General features: G+C 41.3%; 17 protein-coding genes and 1 pseudogene. 9 read left to right on the top strand and 9 right to left on the bottom strand.

Features of this window, described 5'->3' with window-relative positions; genetic code table 11:
* Positions 1–177: 177 nt before the first annotated feature.
* On the top strand, positions 178–3543 hold the full coding sequence (gene rne, locus AAEY99_RS11505; protein ID WP_351010565.1) for a ribonuclease E: 3366 nt from the start codon (positions 178–180) through the stop codon (positions 3541–3543).
* A 193-nt stretch (positions 3544–3736) separates the two neighbouring features.
* Positions 3737–4413: pseudogene (locus tag AAEY99_RS11510) on the top strand (SulP family inorganic anion transporter).
* Between the two features lie 249 nt (positions 4414–4662).
* On the opposite strand, the gene AAEY99_RS11515 reads toward AAEY99_RS11510, so the two are convergent.
* Positions 4663–5580: a bifunctional methionine sulfoxide reductase B/A protein gene (locus tag AAEY99_RS11515; RefSeq protein ID WP_101086805.1), complete on the bottom strand. Its 918-nt coding sequence runs from the start codon at positions 5578–5580 to the stop codon at positions 4663–4665.
* Positions 5581–5742: 162 nt separating this feature from the next.
* Between AAEY99_RS11515 and AAEY99_RS11520 the strand changes: the two genes are divergently transcribed.
* Both AAEY99_RS11520 and ylqF read left to right on the top strand, forming a co-directional pair.
* Positions 5743–6582: an isopenicillin N synthase family dioxygenase gene (locus AAEY99_RS11520; RefSeq protein ID WP_101086804.1), complete on the top strand. Its 840-nt coding sequence runs from the start codon at positions 5743–5745 to the stop codon at positions 6580–6582.
* Positions 6583–6712: 130 nt separating this feature from the next.
* Complete coding sequence (gene ylqF, locus AAEY99_RS11525) at positions 6713–7654, top strand: ribosome biogenesis GTPase YlqF (RefSeq protein ID WP_101086803.1); 942 nt, start codon at positions 6713–6715, stop codon at positions 7652–7654.
* 154 nt (positions 7655–7808) lie between these two features.
* On the opposite strand, the gene AAEY99_RS11530 is transcribed toward ylqF, so the two are convergent.
* Positions 7809–8294: a low molecular weight protein-tyrosine-phosphatase gene (locus AAEY99_RS11530; protein ID WP_351010566.1), complete on the bottom strand. Its 486-nt coding sequence runs from the start codon at positions 8292–8294 to the stop codon at positions 7809–7811.
* Positions 8295–8460: 166 nt separating this feature from the next.
* On the bottom strand, positions 8461–9309 hold the full coding sequence (locus AAEY99_RS11535) for a DNA ligase (RefSeq protein WP_101086802.1): 849 nt from the start codon (positions 9307–9309) through the stop codon (positions 8461–8463).
* 406 nt (positions 9310–9715) lie between these two features.
* On the opposite strand from AAEY99_RS11535, the gene AAEY99_RS11540 reads away from it, so the two are divergent.
* Positions 9716–10087 carry a diacylglycerol kinase gene (locus AAEY99_RS11540; protein ID WP_101086801.1) on the top strand — a complete coding sequence of 124 codons (372 nt, stop codon included), beginning with the start codon at positions 9716–9718 and terminating at the stop codon, positions 10085–10087.
* Positions 10088–10104: 17 nt separating this feature from the next.
* On the opposite strand, the gene hdfR is transcribed toward AAEY99_RS11540, so the two are convergent.
* Positions 10105–10959 carry an HTH-type transcriptional regulator HdfR gene (gene hdfR, locus AAEY99_RS11545; RefSeq protein WP_101086800.1) on the bottom strand — a complete coding sequence of 285 codons (855 nt, stop codon included), beginning with the start codon at positions 10957–10959 and terminating at the stop codon, positions 10105–10107.
* Positions 10960–11067: 108 nt separating this feature from the next.
* Here hdfR and AAEY99_RS11550 point away from each other — a divergent pair, with 108 nt between their 5' ends.
* The 3 genes from AAEY99_RS11550 (at position 11068) to AAEY99_RS11560 (ending at position 14033) form a co-directional block, all read left to right on the top strand.
* Positions 11068–11496, top strand: a complete 429-nt coding sequence (locus AAEY99_RS11550) for a MaoP family protein (protein WP_101086799.1) — start codon at positions 11068–11070, stop codon at positions 11494–11496.
* Positions 11497–11943: 447 nt separating this feature from the next.
* A complete protein-coding gene (locus tag AAEY99_RS11555; RefSeq protein WP_101086798.1) occupies positions 11944–12855 on the top strand; it encodes a porin family protein in 912 nt (303 codons plus the stop codon).
* 152 nt (positions 12856–13007) lie between these two features.
* Positions 13008–14033 carry a GGDEF domain-containing protein gene (locus AAEY99_RS11560; RefSeq protein WP_101086797.1) on the top strand — a complete coding sequence of 342 codons (1026 nt, stop codon included), beginning with the start codon at positions 13008–13010 and terminating at the stop codon, positions 14031–14033.
* A gap of 99 nt (positions 14034–14132) precedes the next feature.
* Here the strand turns inward: AAEY99_RS11560 and bioD are convergent, their stop codons facing one another.
* From bioD to bioB, 4 genes are read right to left on the bottom strand one after another with little or no spacing between them, the layout of a single operon-like run.
* Positions 14133–14840: a dethiobiotin synthase gene (gene bioD, locus AAEY99_RS11565; protein WP_197708446.1), complete on the bottom strand. Its 708-nt coding sequence runs from the start codon at positions 14838–14840 to the stop codon at positions 14133–14135.
* Between the two features lie 7 nt (positions 14841–14847).
* Positions 14848–15609: a methyltransferase domain-containing protein gene (locus tag AAEY99_RS11570; protein WP_101086795.1), complete on the bottom strand. Its 762-nt coding sequence runs from the start codon at positions 15607–15609 to the stop codon at positions 14848–14850.
* A 20-nt stretch (positions 15610–15629) separates the two neighbouring features.
* Positions 15630–16829: an aminotransferase class I/II-fold pyridoxal phosphate-dependent enzyme gene (locus AAEY99_RS11575; protein ID WP_351010568.1), complete on the bottom strand. Its 1200-nt coding sequence runs from the start codon at positions 16827–16829 to the stop codon at positions 15630–15632.
* A 6-nt stretch (positions 16830–16835) separates the two neighbouring features.
* On the bottom strand, positions 16836–17888 hold the full coding sequence (bioB, locus tag AAEY99_RS11580) for a biotin synthase BioB (RefSeq protein WP_162023394.1): 1053 nt from the start codon (positions 17886–17888) through the stop codon (positions 16836–16838).
* A 114-nt stretch (positions 17889–18002) separates the two neighbouring features.
* On the opposite strand from bioB, the gene bioA reads away from it, so the two are divergent.
* Complete coding sequence (gene bioA, locus AAEY99_RS11585; RefSeq protein ID WP_351010570.1) at positions 18003–19337, top strand: adenosylmethionine--8-amino-7-oxononanoate transaminase; 1335 nt, start codon at positions 18003–18005, stop codon at positions 19335–19337.
* A gap of 145 nt (positions 19338–19482) precedes the next feature.
* On the opposite strand, the gene AAEY99_RS11590 is transcribed toward bioA, so the two are convergent.
* Positions 19483–20022: an Lrp/AsnC family transcriptional regulator gene (locus AAEY99_RS11590; RefSeq protein WP_351010571.1), complete on the bottom strand. Its 540-nt coding sequence runs from the start codon at positions 20020–20022 to the stop codon at positions 19483–19485.
* Between the last annotated feature and the right edge of the window lie 37 nt (positions 20023–20059).

A 20059-nucleotide genomic window follows, 5' to 3' on the forward strand; every position in this document is an offset into this window, starting at 1 on the left:
TTTTGTAAACATTAGAAAATAAGCCATAAATAGGATGCGACACGCAGTGACTGCGTTTTACAGTAATGAGCACCTAATTGCCTGGATCTAGCCGTGAGGTTATACCGATTAATTCAGGCCCGTAATGCAGAAAAAATCGTGTTGTTTGATGACCTCATTTAGAAGAATCACGTCATCATGAAACGTATGTTAATTAATGCAACTCAATCAGAAGAGTTGCGCGTAGCCCTAGTTGATGGGCAAGAACTGTATGATTTAGACATTGAAAGTCCAGGTCACGAACAGAAAAAATCAAATATCTATAAAGGTAAAATCACTCGAGTAGAACCGTCACTTGAAGCCGCATTCGTTGATTACGGTGCAGATCGTCATGGTTTTTTACCCCTCAAAGAAATTGGTCGCGAATACTTCCCTAAAGGTTATTCATTCCAAGGCCGCCCAAACATTAAAGAAGTGGTACAAGAAGGCCAAGAAGTCATCGTTCAAATCGATAAAGAAGAACGTGGCAACAAAGGCGCTGCACTAACTACCTTTATTAGTCTTGCTGGCTCTTATTTAGTATTAATGCCAAATAACCCTCGTGCTGGCGGTATTTCTCGTCGTATCGAAGGTGATGAACGTACCGAACTCAAAGAAGCAATGGCTGAGCTAGAAGTACCTAATGGTATGGGCTTGATTGTGCGAACTGCTGGTGTAGGCAAAGAATCAACAGAGCTAAAGTGGGACTTAAAAGTACTACAACATCATTGGGACGCTATTCAAGAAGCTGCTCAAAGTAAAGCCGCACCATTCTTAATTCATCAAGAAAGCAACGTGATTGTTCGCGCTATTCGTGACTACTTACGTCGCGATGTGGGTGAGATCCTTATCGATCACCCACGTATTTTCGAAGAAGCTAAATTGCACATTGGTTTAGTTCGCCCCGATTTCGTAGAACGTGTAAAACTATATGATTCTGAAGTACCGTTGTTTACGCACTTTCAAATTGAGTCTCAAATCGAGTCAGCGTTCCAACGCGAAGTGCGTTTACCTTCAGGCGGATCAATTGTTATTGACCCGACAGAAGCATTAACGTCGATCGATATCAACTCAGCCCGTGCAACTAAAGGCGGCGATATTGAAGAAACAGCACTCAACACTAACCTTGAAGCTGCGGATGAAATTGCTCGTCAATTACGTCTACGTGACTTAGGCGGTTTAGTGGTTATCGACTTTATCGATATGACACCTGTTCGTCATCAACGTGAAGTAGAAAACCGTTTACGTGATGCAGTACATCACGACCGTGCACGAGTGCAATTAGGTCGTATTTCTCGCTTTGGTTTAATGGAAATGTCGCGTCAGCGTCTGCGTCCATCGTTAGAAGAATCAGCAGCTCACTTGTGTCCACGTTGTCATGGCCAAGGCACTATTCGCAGTACTGAATCATTAGCGCTATCGATTTTACGTTTAATGGAAGAAGAAGCCATTAAAGAGAACACTACACAAATCGAAGCGATTGTACCGGTTGATGTTGCTGCGTTCTTATTAAACGAGAAACGTAAAGCAATTCGTATTACCGAAGAACGTCACGAAGTTGAAGTTTACATCATCCCAGATGCACACATGCAAACACCTGATTACCGCGTTGTACGTCGTAAGAGTGATGATGAAGTCAGTGAATCTAGCTATAAACGAGTAGAACAACCCGTCGCCAAATTGTATGAGCCTCGTAAGCTTGAGCGTGCAGCGTCTCCTGAACCTGCATTAAAAGGCTTTACTGCTCCACAAAAAGCAGCTGAAGATACAGTAAAAGCAATACCTGCAAATGTCGCTCCGGTGGCAACGTCTAATCAGCCAGGATTATTCACTCGAATGATCTCAGCAATTAGCGCCTTATTTTCAGGTAATGAAGCTGAGGCTAAAGATACCAAAGCAGCTGAACCAACGAAAGAAACGGCTCAAACTAACACCCGTCGTAATACCCGTCGTAATGACACTCGTAACGACAGCACTAACCGTAATGACAAACGCAATGATAGTCGTCGTCAGCGAAATGACAGCGATAAATCAAAAGACAGCACAGAAGCTCGTCCTCAGAATAAGCGTAATGAACGTAATAGCAGAAATACGGTTCAAGATGACAACGCCAAAAACAAACCGAGAACTGAGAAAGTTGACAAGCCATTGCCTGTCAATGAAACCAAAGCAACAGAGGTTAAAGTAACAGAGCCTAAAGTTGCTACGGAAAAATCTCCAAAACAAGAAGCTGCTCGTGAGCGTCGCCAGCGTCGTAATTTACGTCGTAAAGTGCGTATTGAAAGCGAACAGAGTGAAACATTACCAACAACCGATGTTAATGATAATAAATCAACTGAGCAATCAGTTGAGGTAATGACATCAGAACCTAAAGCGGTAGAGTCAAAAGTAGCTGAAGAAAAAACATCAGAAACGAGAGCGCCACGCAGTCGTCGTCAACCTCGTAAAGAGAAGACTGAACAAACGGTTGAAGCACCAACAGAGAACGGTACAGACCAAGCAACTGATCCAGTAGCTGAAGTAACAAATGTTACCATTACTGCACCCGTTGAAGCTGACACAACTAATATCGTTGAAGTAAAAACAGAAGCAACTCAAGCAGATGTTAATACTGTCACTGAAACAGTAGTTGCTAACGCTGACGTTGTAACTGAAACGGATGAGTCAAGCTCAAGCGCTGACGATGCTACATCAGACAGCGAAGCTGAAGGCCGTGAAGGTCAACGTCGTAGCCGTCGTAGCCCGCGTCACTTACGTGCAGCAGGTCAACGCCGTCGTCGTGATGATGAAACGGGCTCTACTCAACCAGCCGTTTTCACACCTAATGATGAGCTAGAAAAGCAATTAGACGCAGAACAAGCTAGAGCTCAAGCGAAGACTCCAGATATTGAAGGTGAAGCAATTGCTGAAGTCGTTAATACACCTGTTGAACCCGTTACTAAGCCAGTTGAAGCCGTAGAGACAGAAGCTAACAAAGCTGATGCTGTAGCGGTTAATGTTGAAACAACTGAAACGCCAGTAGAAATAAAGGTGGCACCTCAAGCAGTAAAAGCACCTGAGGCCCCTGAACTTAAAGCTGAAGTAGAAGTTGCTAAAACAACCGTTGATGTTGAAGCTAAACAAGCACCGGTAGCGACAGTGACTGAAACAACATCTATTGAAACTGAAAAAACCGCAGCGTTAACTAGCAAGCAAGATAAATCGGTTGCGGCCAATTCATCTGCGCCAATGGCTAAGCCTGCTGCAATTGTGCGCCAAGCTAAACCTGAAGTGGTAAAAGACGTCACGGCGGCAATAGCAGCCACGGTTGCAGCTGAAGTTGCACCGTCGATAAAAGCACCTGTAAAAACAAGTCGCTTTGGTTCTATGGTGTCATCTGACACGACTAAACCTACGGTCGATGTACGTGAGCAGAAAGCTGTACCTCAAGGGCGTACTTATGAAGCCCAAGCGACTGAAAGCAACACTCCCAAAGTAGCAAAGAATAACAGTGCATCTGCTGATATGACTCGCCCTGGAGAGTAACGATAATAAGGGGCTAAAACTAGCCCCCATTATTTATAAAGCCATGCTTAGCATGGCTTTTTTATTGACAATATTAATAGAAAACTCAAAAAACAGCCTCATTGGATTGATATCATCACAGTTCCAAAAATCAAGTCTTTTTTGTTGAAATAATCCCCATTTTTATTAACTTACAAACAAAACCAGAAGTTAAATATTCGATCTCATTCGCCATAAAACAAGTAGTAGTAAAGCCGATATTTTGTCAGGATTAACCGTGGCGTTAGCCTTAATCCCAGAAGCAGTTGCCTTTGCGTTCGTCGCCCATGTTGAACCTATGGTAGGACTATACGCTGCCTTCATTATGGGTTTAATCACCGCATTAATTGGCGGGCGACCAGGTATGATTTCCGGCGCTACAGGTGCTATGGCAGTAGTCATGGTGTCATTAGTGATTGAACACGGTATAGCGGCATTTACCGATTTGGCTTTTGCTGTGTTTGTTGGTGTTATCGTATCTGCTTTGGTGTTTGCATGGCAACATGCAAAACACATCAACATTGACATAAGTGAAGACACAAATGGCTGGAAAATATATCGCTTAAATGGGCCATTATTCTTTGGCTCAGAGGCTAATTTCCTTGAATTATTTGATGCTGAAAATAATAACTAAGATGTGATTATTGATTTTCAAAATTCACGAGTGGCAGATCATTCAGCGTTAGAGGCTATCGATACCTTAGCTAAACGTTATGTGGTTGCGGGGAAACGTCTGCCTTTTCGTCACTTAAGCCAAGATTGTAAAGCCCTACTCCTAAAGCACTTGATTTGGTTGAAATGTACCTTATTGAAGATCTGCACAACAAAGTGGCCGACGATAAATTAGACTAAACGGACATAATACCAATTCCAATAATTATCTGGTCATTCAGCGGGAGTTACTCAGGCTTTCCATTTCTTTGTTGCATTGTTTTACAAGGGAACAACCATTCTTTCAACAATGCGCCTCAAACTGGAAAACCTGAGAGGCTCTGATTGAGCACATAATTAATGGAATTGATATAAAAAAAGGGGTGATTGAATATTCAATCACCCCTTTTTTATTATGCTTAGCCCTCATACAAGAGCAAAAAATTTAGTTTACACTTTACGCTTATCTGCAAACTTACTCATGACTTTATCAAATTTAGGCTTAACCACTAATTGGCAATAAGGTTGTTCACCATGCTTTGCAAAGTAGTCATCATGATAATTTTCAGCAGGATAAAATGTGTCAAACGCACTGATTTCGGTCACTATCGGCCTAGGCCAAAGTTGTTGTTCAGTTAACGCATGAATAAATCGGTTTGCAGCATCTACTTGTTCACTGTTATGGGCAAAAATAGCTGAACGATACTGTGGCCCTTTATCATTACCCTGTTGATTAAGTGTGGTCGGATCGTGGCTTTCAAATAGTACGCTAAGTAAGGTGTCAAATTGAATAACCGCAGGGTCAAATTCAATATGAACCACTTCTGCATGAGCTGTTTTACCAGAACACACTGCGTCATAATTTGCATCTTTTGCTTCACCGCCACAATAACCTGATTTAACACTGTGCACGCCATTAAGTTGAGCAAAAATAGCCTCAACACACCAAAAGCACCCAGCGCCAAAAGTGGCCTTTTGGTAAGAAGCTACCGCCGAACTTGATTGCGCTAACTCATCACGGGATTTAAAAATCATCGATACTGAATTAACACAATGACGAACATTATTATCCGTTAAATGCTCGCCTTCAAACACATGACCTAAATGACCGCCACATTGTGCACAGGTGATTTCGGTTCGATGACCATCAGCATCAGGAGTATGTTCTACTGCGCCCTCGATTTCATCATCAAATGCAGGCCAGCCACAATGTGCATTAAATTTATGTTCACTGTTATAAAGAGGTGCATGGCACTTTTTACATAAATAAACGCCTTGCGCATCATGATCAACATATTCACCGCTGAAAGGCCGTTCTGTACCTTTTTGTTCAATTACATATTTTTCAAATTCGGTTAAATTATTCATTGTCGGCTCTCATTGAGTTGTTTGTCGCAAATATTAACAAAGGATACGTGAGATCCGCAGCATCAGTTCAACCAATACAACATGAAGACACGCAAAGAATTGCGACAAAGTGTGACTAAGGTTACCATTAGCAGTGGGTCAACACACTAATAAGAAAATATAATGAAACTAAATACAATTGATTACTTAGCACCAGATAGCGCTGAGCGCTTTGTTGAATCGCTTCAACAAACAGGTTTTGGGGTACTATCGAATCACCCTATTCAAAAGCAACTTGTCGAAGACATTTATAAAGAGTGGTACAACTTCTTCCAATCTGAACAAAAACATGACTTTTTGTTCAAGTCAGAAACACACGATGGATTTTTTCCTGCATCGATTTCTGAAACAGCCAAAGGTAACAATGTAAAAGATATCAAAGAATATTATCATGTGTATCCATGGGGCCGTATTCCTGATTCACTTAGATCCAATATTCTTGCATATTATGAACATGCCAACACCCTAGCTGCGGAATTACTCAGTTGGATTGAAAAATATACACCTGCAGATGTTGCGGCAAAATATACGATTCCATTACCTGACATGATTGCTCAAAGCCAGCAAACCTTATTACGCATTCTTCATTATCCTCCAGTGAACGGAGATGAGGAAATGGGCGCAATCCGTGCCGCGGCGCATGAAGACATTAACCTCATCACCATATTACCTGCAGCAAATGAACCTGGACTACAAGTGAAAACCAAAACCGGTGAATGGATTGACGTACCTAGCGATTTTGGCAGCATCATTATTAACATCGGTGACATGTTGCAAGAAGCATCGGGTGGCTATTTCCCTTCGACATCACATAGGGTTATCAACCCTGAAGGGACAGACAAAACCAAATCACGGATTTCATTACCGCTGTTTTTGCATCCTAATCCAGAAGTCGTGTTATCAGAGCGTTATACCGCTGACAGCTATTTACAGGAAAGATTACGTGAATTAGGCGTCATTTAAACATTAATGCTTCATTTAGCAATGATACTAAGCGCCTTCGGGCGCTTTTTTTATGCATTTAATCTGCTAACGAGGTAGAATATCACTTTTGTATTTATTGTATTTACTCTCCGGTTTATAAGGCAACATCATGGCAATTCAGTGGTATCCAGGACACATGCACAAAGCACGTAAAGAGATCGAGGAGGCAATGCCTCAAGTGGATCTCGTTATTGAAGTGCTCGATGCACGTATTCCATACAGCAGTGAAAATCCGATGGTGTCACAACTACGTGGTGATAAACCCTGCATTAAATTACTGAATAAATCTGATTTAGCCGATCCTAAGGTTACCGCCCAATGGATTGAATACCTAGAACGTGAACAAGGCGTTCAGGCATCAGCAATCACAAGTTTACAACCCAGTATGGTAAAAAGCATTCCTGATCTTTGCCGTAAACTGGTGCCACACCGTGACATTATGGAAAAAGACATCCGCACCATGATCATGGGTATTCCTAATGTTGGTAAATCTACAATTATTAATACCTTAGCGGGTCGCACTATAGCCAAAACAGGTAATGAACCTGCTGTCACAAGACGTCAGCAACGTATTAACTTACGTAACGGAATAGTACTATCGGATACTCCGGGCATTTTATGGCCAAAGGTGGACAATGAAGCCAGTAGCTATCGCCTTGCTGTCACTGGTGCAATTAAAGATACCGCTATGGAATACGAAGATGTGGCAATGTTTGCTGCTGGCTATTTCCTTAAAGCCTATCCCGACGAAATTTGCGAACGTTATAAGCTTCAATCGCTACCCGCCAGCGATATCGAATTACTCGAAGCTATCAGTCGTTCCCGCGGAGCACTTCGCCCTGGCGCACGAGTTGATTACCATAAAGTATCTGAACTCTTACTACATGAATACCGCTCAGGGAAAATCGGACTATTAAGCCTTGAAACTCCAGCGATGGCTGAAATAGAAAAAGAGGAAGTTGCACGTAAATTAGCTGAGAAAGAACTCATTAAACAGCAGAAAATAGAGCAAGAGAAACTTAAACGCTCCGGTAAACGTTATAACGATTAAGCCGAACAAAGTCTAGGTCGTCAACATCAATGCCGGCCTAGCACTTATTATTCAGAAAGAACTGCCATGCTTAAGTAGCCTGAATTAAGTAACCATAATTAATTAACCTAGATAAGTAGCCTTAGTTAAATCTCCTTAGTTAATTGATTATATTTCAACGTTTAGCTAACTTAATCGCCAATGCCATTAAACTGGCCTCAAGCAAATCGATAACCATCTCAAATCCTCGCTCACCACCATAATATGGGTCAGGTACTTCTTCGACTAACGAATCACCATAGCTTAATATCAACTGTAATTTATATCGTAAATGGACAGGACACCTGTCTTTCAAATCATTTAAATTGGCAAAGTCTGCCGCTAAAATCAAATCAAATCGTTCAAAATCAGCATCGATAACCTGCCGAGCTGTCATTCCTGAAAAATCAAGTCCGCGCTTGTTGCCAGCAATAATACTGCGACTATCCGGAGCATGCCCTTGATGATAAGCAATAGTCCCTGCAGAATCGATATCAAGTTGATGCGAGTGACGTTTCATTTGTTGCCTAAACACTGCCTCTGCCGTCGGCGAACGGCAAATATTGCCCATACAGACAAACAACACCGAGCGAACATTTAAAAGATATTTATCATCGATCATTGATAACCGCCATTTTCTCCAGTTTTATATCATCACTTAATCATGTTGCCGATACCTTAACCGGGGTTATGATCATTACTAATTGTAGTTTTACATTTAGTTCTACATTTAGTTTTACCATTATTATTTAATAATACACCACGCAACATGTCAGCAAGTTTGAGCGTTATTGTGATGGCCTTTGGCGTAGAAAAGTAGCAAATCTTGGTGTCCCTTTTTGAGTTAAGCCTAAATATTGATAAGTAATTATCGAACCAACTAAAGGTGGATTTTCTCGTTGTTTATCGCTTAAACCACTGCCTATATTAAACACGATCCCTGCAGGTGTTTTTACGATTAACGCACCTAGCTTACCTCTATATTTACCTTTACCTTCTGTATGACCAATCACTACAGCTTCAGCGTCATATTTGGGTTTGAGCTTAACAATATACTCACTGCGGCCGACAGCATAATGCGCTTGCTGATAATGTAACATCAATCCTTCACCGCCAGCATTAACGACGGAATCAAGCAGTGTAAACAAAGCTTCCGTTGAAACCACTGGCCCCTGCTTAATGACCTGTAAATGTATGGAGGCCGTTTGTTCTACCAACATTTTCATTGCTGAATAGCGATCAATAAAGGGGCCGGAATGTCGTGGCAAATCAAACATCATAAACTTGACTTCCAGCCACTCTTTATCAGGTACTTGCTGACGTCGAACCAATGCAGAAATATCTTCGAAACGATTACGACCTAACCAAAGTTCACCGTCAATAGCAGTATTAGGAAAACCAAGGGTAAACGACGCAGGTAGAGTCACTTTTCGGCCACTGCGAGTCAGCATATTACTGCCATCCCAATAGCCTCGAACGCCATCGAGTTTCTCGCTGATTAAGTATTCAGTGACGTCGATATCTTGTTGATACTTTGTTGCTAACTGAATAGGAGGAATTGATAACACTTCACTCTTTATCGTAAAACAATGCAGTGAACTAATGACCAAAATTAAAATATAAGGTAGCTTACGCATATGCAATCCTTGCTAATAATAAAATCCATTTAGTGTCTTTTCGTTTTCGTTTTTGTTCAAAAGTTTATTTCAATGCCTCAAGTGTTTACTGTATTGGGCATCAAGTCACTTCCGAGCAATACCGCTCAAAACACTGTTATAACACCTGCCATTCGTGACGAAAGACTTACGCCTGTTTAAAATGATTATCTGTAATGTTAAGTGAGCCTAGTACAAACAGAAGAATTATCCATTCATTGGTCGGGCTTATTTTGATATAAATCGATGCATGATGAGGGCAGATATCAGCACAACGATAAATGTTTTTTCTGCTCTACAGCACATCATAAGACCGAAATAACCGCTGGATGCATATGAACAGAATGTTACAATCTACGGAATGAACATCAAAAAGATAATGAGCAAAATGAAACCAGAGAACAATCATGGTCTAAAACGCGTATTTCGAGCGACAGGATTTTCAATGCTAGGGCTAAAGTCAGCGTGGAAAAATGAAGCGGCATTCAGACAAGAAACCGTGCTTGCTTGCCTAATGCTACCTATTGCACTACTACTCAATATCAGTAGTACTGATCGTATTTTGCTTATCATGACGGTGTTAATTGTATTGATTGTAGAATTGTTGAACTCCGCTATTGAAGCGGTAGTTGATCGGATTGGTGATGAGATCCATCCACTCAGTGGTCAGGCAAAAGACATTGCTTCTGCAGCAGTCTTTATCAGTTTAGTATTATGTGCCATCACTTGGGGCATCGTTATTTGGCCATTACTGTTTTAATAACAGCCAGACGAATATCATTTAGTGTGCTTAGCGGTAGTCAAAATTGAAATGGCTTGTTCAATATAAGCAAGTCTTTCATTTTCAGCCCAATAAGCAGCATACACATGCCGATGGATACATTTTGCATCATCGACAACATACAGAGTCCCGTTATCTAAATAAGGCTGTATGAGTGCCTCAGGCAAAAATGCACATCCGCCGTTATTAAGTATAAAGTCCAACGCCATACGAGCAGAACTTGTATGTAATACCGGCAAAGGTAACATGGTAAAATCCTGAGCATGAGTGATATTAAAGGCAGTCCCCCAATCTACTTTTATATAAGGTAAAGTAGGTGTTTGAGTAAGCTTAACGCCTGCTTGTTTGCAGACTAAATACAATTTTACTTCAGCAAGCTTAACTAATATAACGCCATCAAGCTTTGGAGGATCAAACGTAATCGCAATATCTAAGGTTCGTTCAATAAGTTGACGAGTCATTACTGCTGCAGGTAACACATCCGTTCTTAAAGCCACTCCTTCCAAGCCTAAATGTAATGGCTGTAAAAAACCTTGTAAAAAAGCATCCCAAATATTATCGCCAGCCGACAACGCTAACTGAGCACTGTGCTGCTGATTTAAAATAATATCTTGTTTTGCTCTTTCCCAGGCGTTAAGCACGGCCTCAGCATGGCCGAGCATTCTTTCACCTGCCGGAGTTGGTTGAATGTTGTTACGTAAGCGTTCAAATAACTCTATACCCAGAATATTTTCTAATTGCTTTATCCTAAAACTGACAGCACTTCGAGTGAGGTATAGATTTTCAGCCGCTTTACCAAAGTGTCGAGTACGGGACACTTCTAAGAAGGTTTTTAATAAATCTGTATCCATAAAAATTCTTTACCATTAAGGACAAAATATTTTGATTTAAAAAATGATAATACTAGCCAATACTCCAGTTGCAAATCTTTATATCTCATAATCTAGAAGGTATTAGCCATGTCTCAGCAATCATTTATCAATGCAAAACAAGGTATTGATGCTAACACCAATGGTCATAGCAACAGTTTTCAATCTACTAAACGCTTCTATGATGACGTGAATTTCCCAAAAGGATTTAAACGTTGTGGTGATTTTACCAATAAGGAAGCTGAGTTGCTTGAACAACACGGTCAAGCAATGAAAAATTTAGCCGATGGCTCGCAGTTACCTTGTCATGTTGACGAAGACCAATTTGTTAACGTTTTACAGGGTAAAAAACCTGCAACAACACCAATGGAGCTATTGTGGTCTAAATATTGTCGTCTAGCAAAAGGCAAACCATTTTATGCTGTTGTTGGGACAATTCACGCGCCAGCAAGCTCTAAAGTTGAAATTGAATTTGACGATGTAGAAGAAGATGCTTCTGACACCGATGAGTCAGAATAAACTATCTTTCAACGGCTAAAGTCGCCACATTAAACATGTAACATATTTGTTGCATGAGTAGTAAAAGTAGAGTCAACATCCTGCTCTACTTTTCTTGTTCTGTCACATTTTTGTCACCCACCGCAGATACGCCAATGCTCTGGCGCCTTTATCCGTGTTGACTTTTCGCTGGAATGGTTGTTTTTACACCGTTGAGTTCAAGCTATTAACGAAAACTTGATTTAGCGCAATAATTCTATACAAATACTTCACATTTAGTAGCAAGGTGCTAGTATATGCACTGAACAGTTTGTCGTTTTTATTTTAACTTAATGTTTATGGCTGCGCATTTTGATAATCCTTATTTGGGATATCAGCGCTGAATAGGTTAGGTATTAAATTCGACAAAAGCATCATATGAAGACGCATATCCTGTGATATAGAAAAAATAATAAATGCGGAGTTTCAATGATAAGATCTTTTATTTGTATAGTGTTGTTGATATTAGGTACTCGAACTGCTGCGGCAGAAACGGAACTATCAACTAACAACTCAACAGTTACCGATAAATATACCCTTGATATCGGTATGTTTTATGCTAATTCAGATTCAAACTTCATCGCTACAAACCCTAAAACAGGCGGAACATTCCCGGTAGACTTTGAAGATGAACTGCTACTTGCTGAAGAGCAATACTTACCCTACTTTGAATTCACATTCTCTTTTAACCAACGCCATAGTATTTATATTGATTGGAAGTCGTTGGATCGCAAAGCAGACACTGAAACGGTATCAGAAGATTTTATTCTTGAAGATATTGATGGAAAAGACTACCTGATTGAAACTGGCGCCAAACTGAATACCGAACTCAATATTGATATTCTGCGAATTGGCTATGGTTATGACATATGGCAAGGAACTCACTACGCTGTTGGAGTATCCGTTGGTATACATACCATGTTTATCGAAACCGCTTTTAAAGGCACTATCGGTATTTGCGTGCCAGACTCAACCTTAACCAGTTTATGCAACGATGCAGTAGCAACACCTGAAGTGATAGACGACACTCTAACGGCGCCTCTACCAGACATTGGCCTTTACGGCTCTTACGAATTTTATCCTGGTTGGACATTTGATGCTCACGCCCAATATTTTGCTATCAAATATGATGATGTAGATGGATCACTTATCGATATCCGTTTAGGTGTTGAAGCTAAGGTTTGCGATAATTGGTCATTAAAACTGGCTTACAACTATTATGATGTTGATGTCACAATCGAAAAAACACGTAATGTCGGTAATATTGAACAGCGTACTTTTGATTACAATATAAACTACAGCTTTACTGGCCCAATGTTTGCTGTCTCTTACGTTTTTTAATATGATTCAAGTCACTAAAAAAGCATCTTCGGATGCTTTTTTGTTATTTGTATCACTATAATATCATGGTACAAACTCTGCTATTATTGTTATATTTACTTCAATTGTAGATTTTTTAAAGTCTTTCCTTAGCCCGGATCATGAGGCACTTAATGTCGAACACTCTACTGCAAACCGCTGCAGCCAATTTGAAAAAAGCTGTTCCGTTAATGTTAAAATATAGAATACCCACAACACCAACAAACTACGCGCTTTGGTATGCTTACGTGGGTGAACAAAACCCGTTACTTAATCAAGAGTTAGATACTGCAGTAAAACAAAATCAAACCTGTTCACCAGTGACCAGCGAATTGTTATATCGTAAACATGTGGCTGATCCGGTTGAGCTAGATGTGCGCGACATGCGTAAGAACCTTGATGCTATGGTATGTGAGTTATCTCAGTCACTCAAAGATACTAATTTGGACACTGAGACATTTCAAAATCAAATTGATAAAGATTTTAAAAAATTAAGCGAGCTTGAAAATAAAGGTTTCTCTCTCGAGCAAGTGATTGGTATTATTAGAAATATCGTTAAAGAATCTTCCAGCATCCGTTCTAGTACCGTGAGTTTTACCGAACAACTCCAAAAAGCTCAATCAGAGATTGATACTCTCAAAACTCGTTTAGCTGAATCTGAAAAAGACATGCTATTTGACGCCCTAACCAATGTGTTAAATCGCCGTGCATTTAACACTGACATTGAAGCGCAAATAAGTTCAGCCCCTGCGGGTACCTGCATGATTTTAATTGATATTGATCACTTTAAAACCTTCAACGATAATTTTGGTCATCAACTTGGTGATTTAGTCCTAAAAACCGTTGCGAAACGGATCCAAGAAGCCTGCCGTGACGGAATTAAATTGTACCGTTTTGGTGGTGAAGAGTTCGCCATTATTGTGCCAAGTAGTCAGTTTAGAGTTGCTAGACAATTAGCTGAAGGCATTCGCAGAGCGCTCGAAAAACTCAGTGTCAAAGACAGACGCAGTGACAAGGTTATTGATTCGATAACCGCATCTTTTGGTGTTGCTGAATGGAAACCTAAGCAAAATGTATCGCAATTAATTGAAGCAACCGATAAGTTACTGTACGAAGCAAAACGCTTAGGTCGTAATAGAGTGATGCCAATCGCAAACTAATCATTCTGGTAATATCAATTGATTGATCGCCCGCTTTTGCCTGCTCATACTGAAAAGCTAACTGCGGGCAAAGTTGGGCTTAATATTTTCGACTACGAATTATTTCGGTAATTGCAGATAACTCGCGGCATGTTCAGCTGTTGCATTGGCTAAATGAGGCACATAACCTAAAAATGGTCCCTGCATCATCTGCTGTAAACTGTTGAGGTTATCGTCAATAAAAGCCATATCAGGGTCCACTTGATTAGCAACCCACCCCGCTATCGACAATCCGTCGGCCAACACAGCCTCTTGAGTTAATAACGCATGGTTTAAACAGCCTAGTTTCATGCCTACAACTAAAATAACCTCAACCTGAGATATCGCCTGTTGACCTTGAACCAGCTGAATTTGTTGTAGCTTGGCGTGCAATAATTTAACAGTCTCAGATAAATACTCACCATTACCTAGTGGTAAACGCCAGCCACCAGCACCTTCTATCAAGGCGAAATCTGCATCTAACATCGCGGGATGGTACATAGTATCAAGTACACGTTGAGCCGTTAATGTTTGATTAGTTTGTTTGGCAGCAATGTGCGGCGCTATAGCGGGTTCAAAACAAATAGGATTCACCACTTGATACGGTAAATCCATATTCGACTGAGCTATTAGCATTAAGGCATCACTGTTGCGTAAGCCCGCGTCGGTGGATATACATCCTGATGCTATCGGTTTAAAGCCACATTTATGGCCTTGAGCCTTGGATAATAATGCAGCCGAAACTAAGGTTTTACCGCTGTCGGTATCGGTTCCTGTCACAAAGTACAACATCGTTTCAACCTCGCTTGGCGCGGATATACGCAATTTGATAAGTTAATGGCAAGCCTTTATCGGTACGCATTGTTTCTGCAAGTACGATGCGTTGCTGCCATTGTTGCTTTGTGAGTGGCTGATGTTGTGTTGAATTGTTTTCGTCTTGTTGAGCAAACGACGCACCCACCCCCTTTATTGAGTACAGCAAGCTGCGCAAATCATCAAAATACACGCTAATACTCTCAACATGGATATCAATGCTGTGCCAATCATCCACAGTCGTATGAGATGCACTCAATGCGGCATTAAGTGCCGATACGGAATAAAATGGGTTAACTCTAAAGCCTAATGTTTGTAATTCAGCCAAACTGCCATCAACAACTACACTAAGATGACACTCACCATTTTGTCGCAATACTCGATGAAACTCAGCAAATGCTTGTGGTAACGTTTGGCACCATTGCAAGGCTAAATTAGAATAGATACTGTCAATGGAAGCACTCTGTAATCCAAGCGCCTGTGCGTCGCTGCATATCGGTAAATAATCAGGGTGTTGTTTGGTTAATTGCTTAAGCATGCCATGAGCGATATCAACCGCAACGACCTGCTTAACATCAAAGGCATGAAAACTCGTACCAGGACCGGCACCGACATCAAGTAAGGTGCCAAATAGATGCGCATTGTCTAATAATTGCTTAGCGGTAATACGTTGTAATACATCATGTTGCTTGTAATGAGATGCGGCGATTGAAAATTTGCTTGCCACTGGATTATCTAACGTCATGAGAGTCTCATCGATACGATTTATTTAGCCACTGTTTGTGGCGCTAATGCACCTAGCTTTGCGTCAGTATCACTATATTGGTGAATAAGCTGAGTTAAAGTGCTCACAAGTGATTGAATATCAGCGGCTTTATGCTGTGCATTTAAAGTAATCCGCAAACGCGCCTGACCTTTTGGCACGGTTGGTGAACGAATAGCACCAACTAAAAAACCTCGTTGTTTTAACTGCTGCGCAATAGCGATAACCTGATGATTATCACCGATCATAATCGGTTGAATTGCGGTAGTAGAAGACGTAATACTCAATTTATTTACTAATGCGAGTTGCCTAAACAATGCAATATTAGCCGTTAATTGTTCCAATAATTCTGGGTGAGTTTGTTGCCAATTAATTGCCGCTAATGCTAATTGAGCATTGGCTGGCGCTAAAGCGGTTGAGTAAATATACTCACGACACGTCGCAACCAAGTAATCAATCACTTCTGTGGAAGCTAAAATAGCGGCGCCTTGGCAGCCTAGCGCCTTACCAAAGGTGACGACTTGAATATCGACATTATCGGCATTAACAAACGAGCTTGGTAATACCCCAAAACCATGGGCATCATCGACAATGAGCCAACAGCCATGTTGCTTACATAAATCCGATAGCTCAACAATGGGGGCTATGTCGCCGTCCATACTGAATACGCTCTCGGTAACCACTGCGGTATTGGGATTTCGTTCAATAATGCGTGCAGCGCTATTGATTTCGTTATGCAAAAATCGGCTAATTTTGCTGCCGCTGTCTTTTAAACCGTCAATGACAGAGGCATGCACCAATTTATCAGCAATGACCGTATCATCGGGGTTAAACAAGGTTTTCATTAACGCGCTATTGGCACTAAAGCCTGAACTAAACAGCATACAAGCTTGGTGACCGGTAATCTCACATAAACCTTGTTCCAGCGCCACATGGGCTTGGCTATAACCACTTACAAGCGGTGATGCCCCACTGCCCACACCATATACTGTTGCACCGTCGTAAAGTGCTTGTGCTAACGCTGGTTCATGGGCTAAACCCAAATAATCATTATGACTAAAATCAATCAATACTGACTGTTGCGACGTTGCTGCCACATGTCGCTGGCGTAAAAGACCTGCTGCGTTTAGTTCAGCAAGCTTTTCACTTATCCTTAAAGCTATTGGGTGTTTCCCAATCGCAGGCAGGCCTAATGACGTCATGCTTAATTACAGCGCTGCTGCGTCAAAAAACTGCTTGGTCGACTTATCTTGTATGGCGTTAGCTTTGGCTAATAATGCGTTATCTGTTTCGATGTGGGCTTGTGGGCCTTGTTCCGGGTGCAAACCTAAACGACGGAACAAATTCATATCATCGTTTTCTTCTGGGTTTGCTGTAGTTAATAGCTTACAACCGTAGAAAATAGAGTTAGCACCAGCAAAGAAACACATAGATTGCAGTTCATCACTCATGCTTTCTCGTCCTGCAGATAAACGCACCCGCGACTTAGGCATAATAATGCGGGCTACAGCAATGGTGCGCACAAATTCAAGCGGGTCAAGATCATCTATATTCTCAAACGGCGTACCGGCCACTTTGACTAACATGTTGATTGGCACCGAATCTGGATGTTGTTCTAAATTGGCCAATTGTTGCAATAAACCGGCGCGATCTGTGGCTTGTTCGCCCATTCCAACAATGCCGCCAGAACAGACTTTCATCCCAGATGCACGTACGTTTGTTAGCGTATCTAAGCGACTTTGATAGGTGCGAGTGGTAATAACGTCGCCGTAATATTCTGGTGAGGTATCAAGGTTATGGTTGTAGTAATCCAAACCAGCATCGGCTAATTTCCCGGCCTGCTCAGATGACAACATGCCTAATGTCATACAGGTTTCCATGCCTAAGGCACGAACATCTTTTACCATTTGCGTTAAATATGGCATATCTTTGTCACGCGGGTTACGCCAGGCTGCCCCCATACAAAAACGCGATGCTCCAGCAGCTTTAGCACTTTTAGCCTCGGTTAATACTTTATCAATTTCAAGCAAACGTTCTTTTTCAAGGCCAGTGTCATAGCGTGCGCTTTGTGGACAATATTTACAGTCCTCAGGGCATGCACCGGTTTTAATTGATAAAAGACGGCTGATCTGCACTTCGTTAGGGTCAAACGTTTCACGATGAATACTGTGAGCCTTAAACAATAAATCATTCATAGGCAGCGCAAACAATGCTTCAATTTGTGCTTTTTGCCAATCGTGACGAACTTCAGCTAACGACATGGTTCATTCCTTTATTTTGATTTTATGTTGGCTAGGATACCCTGAGCCCGTAAACTGTCAACGCAACAACCACTTTGCGCTTTACTAGCGGTCAAATAATGAGCACCTATAATTATGGCACTTCCCGACACAAATACCACTATCGATTACGCTTTCGATGCACAACATATATGGCACCCTTATACCTCTATGACCCAGTCTCTGCCTGTATATGGAGTCGTTTCCGCTCAAGGTTGCGAGTTGACTTTAGACGATGGCAAAGTACTTATAGATGGCACCAGTTCGTGGTGGTCTTGTGTGCATGGTTATAGTCATCCGACCATTTTAGCGGCTATGCAAAAGCAGTTATCACAACTGAGTCATGTGATGTTTGGTGGCATAACCCACCAGCCAGCCATTGAAACCTCAAAACGCTTAGTGCAGATGACGAGTGATAATTTAACTAAGGTTTTTTTAGCCGACTCGGGCTCAATTGCAGTAGAAGTTGCATTAAAAATGGCGCTGCAATATTGGCAAGGCCGAAATCAACCACAAAAGCAGCGGATTATGACCGTAAAAAGTGGTTATCATGGCGATACCTTTGCCGCGATGAGCGTATGTGATCCTGATGGTGGAATGCACACCATGTTCGGTAATAATGTCACTGAACAAGTCTTTATCCCTGCGCCAACGTCTAAGTTTAATGACCCCCTTAACCAAACAGATTCACTGGCTTTAGATGCTGCATTTGCTCAACATCACCAAGATATTGCAGCCGTAATTATTGAGCCCATCATGCAAGGCGCTGGCGGAATGCGTTTTTACTCCCCAGCGTATCTGACTAAACTTCGTCAACTTTGCGACCAATACGATGTGCTACTGATTTTAGATGAAATAGCGACTGGATTTGGCCGCACCGGCACCCTATTCGCTTATGAACATGCCAATATTGAAGCGGATATTTTGTGTGTTGGTAAGGCCTTAACCGGTGGATATATTAGCCTCGCGGCCACCTTATGCAGTGACGAAGTAGCTAATGGTATTAGTGACTCACCTGCAGGTGTATTTATGCACGGTCCTACCTTTATGGGTAATCCATTGGCATGTGCAGCAGCGACCGCCAGCTTAGATTTATTGCTCCAAGGTGAGTGGCAACAACAAGTTAGCGCAATTGAATCTCAGCTTAAGCAAGAACTTGCTAGTGCGATAGATTTACCGCAAGTGAGAGATGTCCGTGTGTTAGGGGCTGTTGGGGTAATTGAAATGGTCAATACAGTCAATACAGCTGAATTACAACAAGCCTTTGTTGAGCTTGGTGTCTGGGTAAGACCATTTAATAAATATATTTATCTTATGCCGCCCTACACCATCAGTGCTAAGCAATTAAATAAGCTAACCTCATCCATGCTCACGGTCGCAAAAGGCATTGATGCCACACCTGTTAAGACTCAATTTATTAGTCACGGTTAATCGCATTAAGAGGAGTACTTTTTTGTACATCTGACTTGAGGTAATCAAATGCTAATTAACCGCAACTTGGGATAAGTGTTAATGAGTATTTTCGTTAGTTGGTTAGTAATAAAGGCCGTTGATTCTCTCATCGGCCCCATATAAGCTATACAGCGGCTCGCTCTGACACTATTTCTCTATCATGTTCATTATCATCAAGCCATTTTAGTTTTGATAATGGATAGCCTAAAAACCATTTAGCTCGTTCGAGTACTATGCGAGTTTTAATGTGTTTTATCCGCAAATCTGTTTGATCACTTAATTCTGAGCACACTTCATTAAGCTTTTTAAGATTAGGAAAACAACTTAACGAAATATAATCCACATCGCCACTCAATTGCATGCAATCCATAATCTCTGGGATCTCGTGAATACGGCTAACAAATCGTCTTCTCGATGGCGCGCTATTATCTTCTAAAGTAAATTCTATATAAGCCAACACGTGCTCACAAAGCTGATCTAAGTTAACGTCGGCATGTAAATTTCTAAAATAGCCTGCCTCTTTTAATGCTTTGACTCTTTGAAAACATGCGCTAGGCGATAAGTTTACTTTTTCAGCTAATTCAATATTGGTAAGCGCACCTTCTAAGTGCAAGGTGGATAATATTTTTTTATTGTAGCTGTCAATCTTCATTTTTTTCTTCATATTGCCAACCTATCGAATTTAGTGGGTTTCCTATACT

Source organism: Shewanella sp. S1-58-MNA-CIBAN-0166 (assembly GCF_040310085.1).
Taxonomy (GTDB): Bacteria; Pseudomonadota; Gammaproteobacteria; order Enterobacterales; family Shewanellaceae; genus Shewanella.